This is a genomic window from Colwellia sp. F1 (assembly GCF_056238625.1).
This window is the reverse complement of sequence record NZ_JBWDLI010000042.1, coordinates 1-3,540: the sequence shown is the minus strand read 5'-3', so window position 1 is coordinate 3,540 and position 3,540 is coordinate 1. Positions and strand designations below refer to the sequence as shown.

The 3,540-nt window shown below is 46.9% G+C and carries 3 protein-coding genes; 2 read left to right on the top strand and 1 reads right to left on the bottom strand.

Translation table 11 applies throughout. The annotated features are described in order from the left end of the window. Positions 1 to 56 precede the first annotated feature (56 nt). Positions 57 to 1,523: a MocR-like pyridoxine biosynthesis transcription factor PdxR gene (gene pdxR / locus AC0UA9_RS16820; protein ID WP_317998768.1), complete on the bottom strand. Its 1,467-nt coding sequence runs from the start codon at positions 1,521 to 1,523 to the stop codon at positions 57 to 59. Between the two features lie 106 nt (positions 1,524 to 1,629). Here pdxR and AC0UA9_RS16815 point away from each other — a divergent pair, with 106 nt between their 5' ends. Both AC0UA9_RS16815 and AC0UA9_RS16810 read left to right on the top strand, forming a co-directional pair. Then, positions 1,630 to 2,406 carry an aldolase gene (locus AC0UA9_RS16815; protein WP_125746622.1) on the top strand — a complete coding sequence of 259 codons (777 nt, stop codon included), beginning with the start codon at positions 1,630 to 1,632 and terminating at the stop codon, positions 2,404 to 2,406. Between the two features lie 10 nt (positions 2,407 to 2,416). Then, a complete protein-coding gene (locus AC0UA9_RS16810) occupies positions 2,417 to 3,298 on the top strand; it encodes a dihydrodipicolinate synthase family protein (RefSeq protein WP_475661816.1) in 882 nt (293 codons plus the stop codon). Positions 3,299 to 3,540 lie beyond the last annotated feature (242 nt).

Genomic DNA, 3,540 nt, shown 5'->3' with positions numbered 1-3,540 from the left:
GTCGACATAACAAAGCAGAAACTAAACACTCATACCTGCCTCCTGTTGACTCCTACTCATTCTGATACAAGCAGGGCCTTTGAAAGCTGTTCTACTGACTGCGTAATCTCAGCTTTACTCAATGCTCCGAACCCAAACCTTAGGTGGGTCGGTATAATCTGATCATCGTTGTAAACGGTGCTTAAAGTTGAGTCTTTGCCGGGAAGCTGTTCCAGTACCTTCCCATTAACAAGCTTTGAAATATTTACCCATATAGCCATTCCTCCTGTAGGCAGCTTAAAAGAAACCTTATCACCAAAAAAACGGACGAATTCTTCTGCAGCGAAATTACGCCTTGCCTCATACTCCTTGCGCGTTTTTCTGATATGACGCCTGACTTCGCCTGATTCCATCAGATTTGAAAGCACAAGTTCAGATACCGCATTACCCTGCCTGTCAATCAATACGATTTCCTGTGCGGCACGCTCAATAAACTGAGCATCGGCCGCCATATATCCAAGTCTTAGACCAGGAGCAAAGACCTTCGACATTGAACCTATATGAACAACATTCTCAGAGTTCGGCAGGCTTGCGAGCGGAGGAATTGGGTTCGTTTCATAGTGAAACTCATGATCATAGTCATCTTCCAGAACCGCAAACTTGTATGTTTTGGAGAGTTCCAGAAGTACCAGCCGCCTGCTCATGTGCATACAAACAGTTGTAGGATATTGATGATGGGGGGTGACATAAATGGCTGCGACTGAATGTTCAGCCAGTATCTCTCTCAAGTGTTCTATATCTAACCCTTTATCATCAAGCCTGCATTTCAAGACTTTAAAGCCATTTGACTCAAACGCAGCTCTAGCGGGCAAATAACAAAGGTCCTCCATGACGATGGCACCTTTTCCCGGATCCAAAATACGAGAAGCGAGATAAATCCCCATTTGACTCCCTCTGACAACACAAACCTGCTCGGCAGAGCAGTTCATAAAACGGTCGCCGGATAGCATTTTCGCGATCGATTTCCGCAATTCAATGCTCCCTTTAGGGTCGCCATAACCCAGCTTTGATTGACGGCTAAGGTCTATACACACCCGTCGATAGGTTCGCGCGAGCAGCTCATAAGGGATAAGACGAGAGTCCGGAGTACCATCATTCATTATCGGTATGTCGTTATAAGAGCCGCGTGCCTCCTGGTAGAGTATTTCAACCAGCTCCGAGGCCGATTTTGTCCTGTCGGTACTGTTGACCAAGTAGTGGTCTGACGTGGACAGTCCTTGCTCGGGAAGGATTTCAGAAACAAACGTACCCGACCTAGAGCGTGTCACCAGCCACCCCTGAGCTTCCAGTTCTTCGTACACCTGCTGTACGGTTTTCCGATTAACACCTAGTTGCTCGGCTAAAACGCGGGATCCCGGCAACATGCTGCCGGGCGTCAGCCGCCCTTCCTTAATATCCGCCGTTAACGTGTTCAACAGCTTTGAATGCAAAGTTTTACCAGAGCTGTCTTCCAGCCACAGCTGAGTTTGCCAAGGTCTTAACATGTCCCCCCCTCTTCTGGACCACTTAAATTAAAAAAACTGGCCCTTATTAAGGGTCCAAAACGGCGATATTGTACAACCATTATCAAAGCCACCTGAGGAAAAAAGCATGAAGACCGCCACTAAAGCAAAACAGGAACTAATGCAGATCGCAGAAAGCAATATGCAAGAGCGTATACAAGACATAGAGCTGACTGTTCGTGAAAAACTCGCGCTGACATGCCGAATCCTGTTCGATAAAGGTCACGATTCAGGCTTGGCAGGCCAGATTACCTGCCGTAGTGAGCAGCCCAATACTTTTCTAACTCAACGATTGGGTTTGGGGTTTGATGAAATTACAGCCGAAAACTTGTTAATCGTTGATCATGACCTCGAACTATTGGCTGGCAAAGGCATGCCCAACCCAGCCAACCGTTTCCATACTTGGATCTATAAAGAGCACCCAGAAGTTAATTGCATCATTCATACCCACCCTACCCATGTGGCCGCATTGTCGATGCTAGAAGTACCACTGATCATTTCCCAAATGGACACTGCCGCTTTGTACAACGATTGCTCGTTCGTTGCTGAATGGCCAGGCGTCCCTGTTGGAAATGAAGAGGGCGTATTAATTTCAAAGGCGCTGGGTAATAACCGAGCTGTATTTCTTGCCCACCACGGACAACTTGTAACCGGCAAAACGATTGAAGAGGCCTGTAACTTGGCCATCCTGATCGAGCGAGCGGCAAAACTGCAGCTTCTAGCAATGTCTGCTGGTCAAATTAAGCCCTTACCTCATGACCTGGCCCAGGAAGCACATGACTGGGTATCGTCCGACAAACGAAACAAAGTGAATTTTGCGTACTACGCACGACAGGCTCTAAAAAATCACCAAAACTGCATTTAAGGGGTAAGTCATGAACTTATCAGGCATCATTGGCTATCCGGTAACTCCCTTTAGCCAAAATAATAAACAGGTAGATCTCAACAAACTCGGTAGCGTGATAGATGTGCTACTTGAAGCCAAAGTAGATGCTATTGCTGCATTAGGCAGTGCCGGTGAGGCCGCCTATTTGAGTGAAGAGGAGTGGAAGCAGGTCGCTGAATACACTGTGAAGTATGTTGCAGGTAGGGTACCTGTGGTCATTGGTATCGCAGAGCTTACCACCGAGCAAGCGGTTAAATACGCGCAGCATGCTCATAACATCGGGGCCGATGTCATTATGCTCTCTCCATTTTCGTATTATAAATTGAGCGAGGCTGAAATCTTCCTGCACTACGAAGCAGTTTCAAGCGCAAGCCCGCTGCCCATAATGGTTTATAACAACCCCGCTACCTGTGGCGTGGATATGAGTCCCGAATTCATGCTTAAAATGGTCGACAGCATACAGAATGCAAGCATGATCAAGGAAAGCACTGGCGACATACAACGAATGCACAAGATCTACACATTATCGGATGGCAAAGTGCCCTTCTTTAATGGCTGTAACCATATGGCGTTAGAGGCTCTTAATGCAGGTGCCAGCGGTTGGTGTACAGCAGCTCCTTGCATGATAGGCGATAAACCGAAACAACTGTTCGATGCGGTCAAGAGCGGTGACAATGAGAAGGCTAAGGCACTGTTTTACCAGCAATACGAGTTTCTTGAATTTATCGTTTCATTCGGCCTAGCAGCAGCAATTAAATCAGGGCTTACACTTCAAGGAAAAGAAGCAGGCAACCCAAGAAAACCGCTTCTTCCTTTAAACAAGACAGCGCAGCAGCGGCTTCAAAGTATGTTGGACAATCTGAATCAATAGAAGATAGAAATAGTGATATACGATGGTTTTCAGTCCAAATGGCTGCTCTTAAGCAGCCGTTTATTACGCTCGATTTCGTGAACTTTGTCAGGGCTAATCGACAACGGACCGATTACCTTACAGCTTCGAGCGTTGCCTGGCTGCTGCAAACTCTTGGATAGCTAGTTTTAACCTTTGGAGCCTACCACTCAACGACTACTCATGTCTTTCACGGGTAAGCTCCTTCCCCTTCAAACCATTCC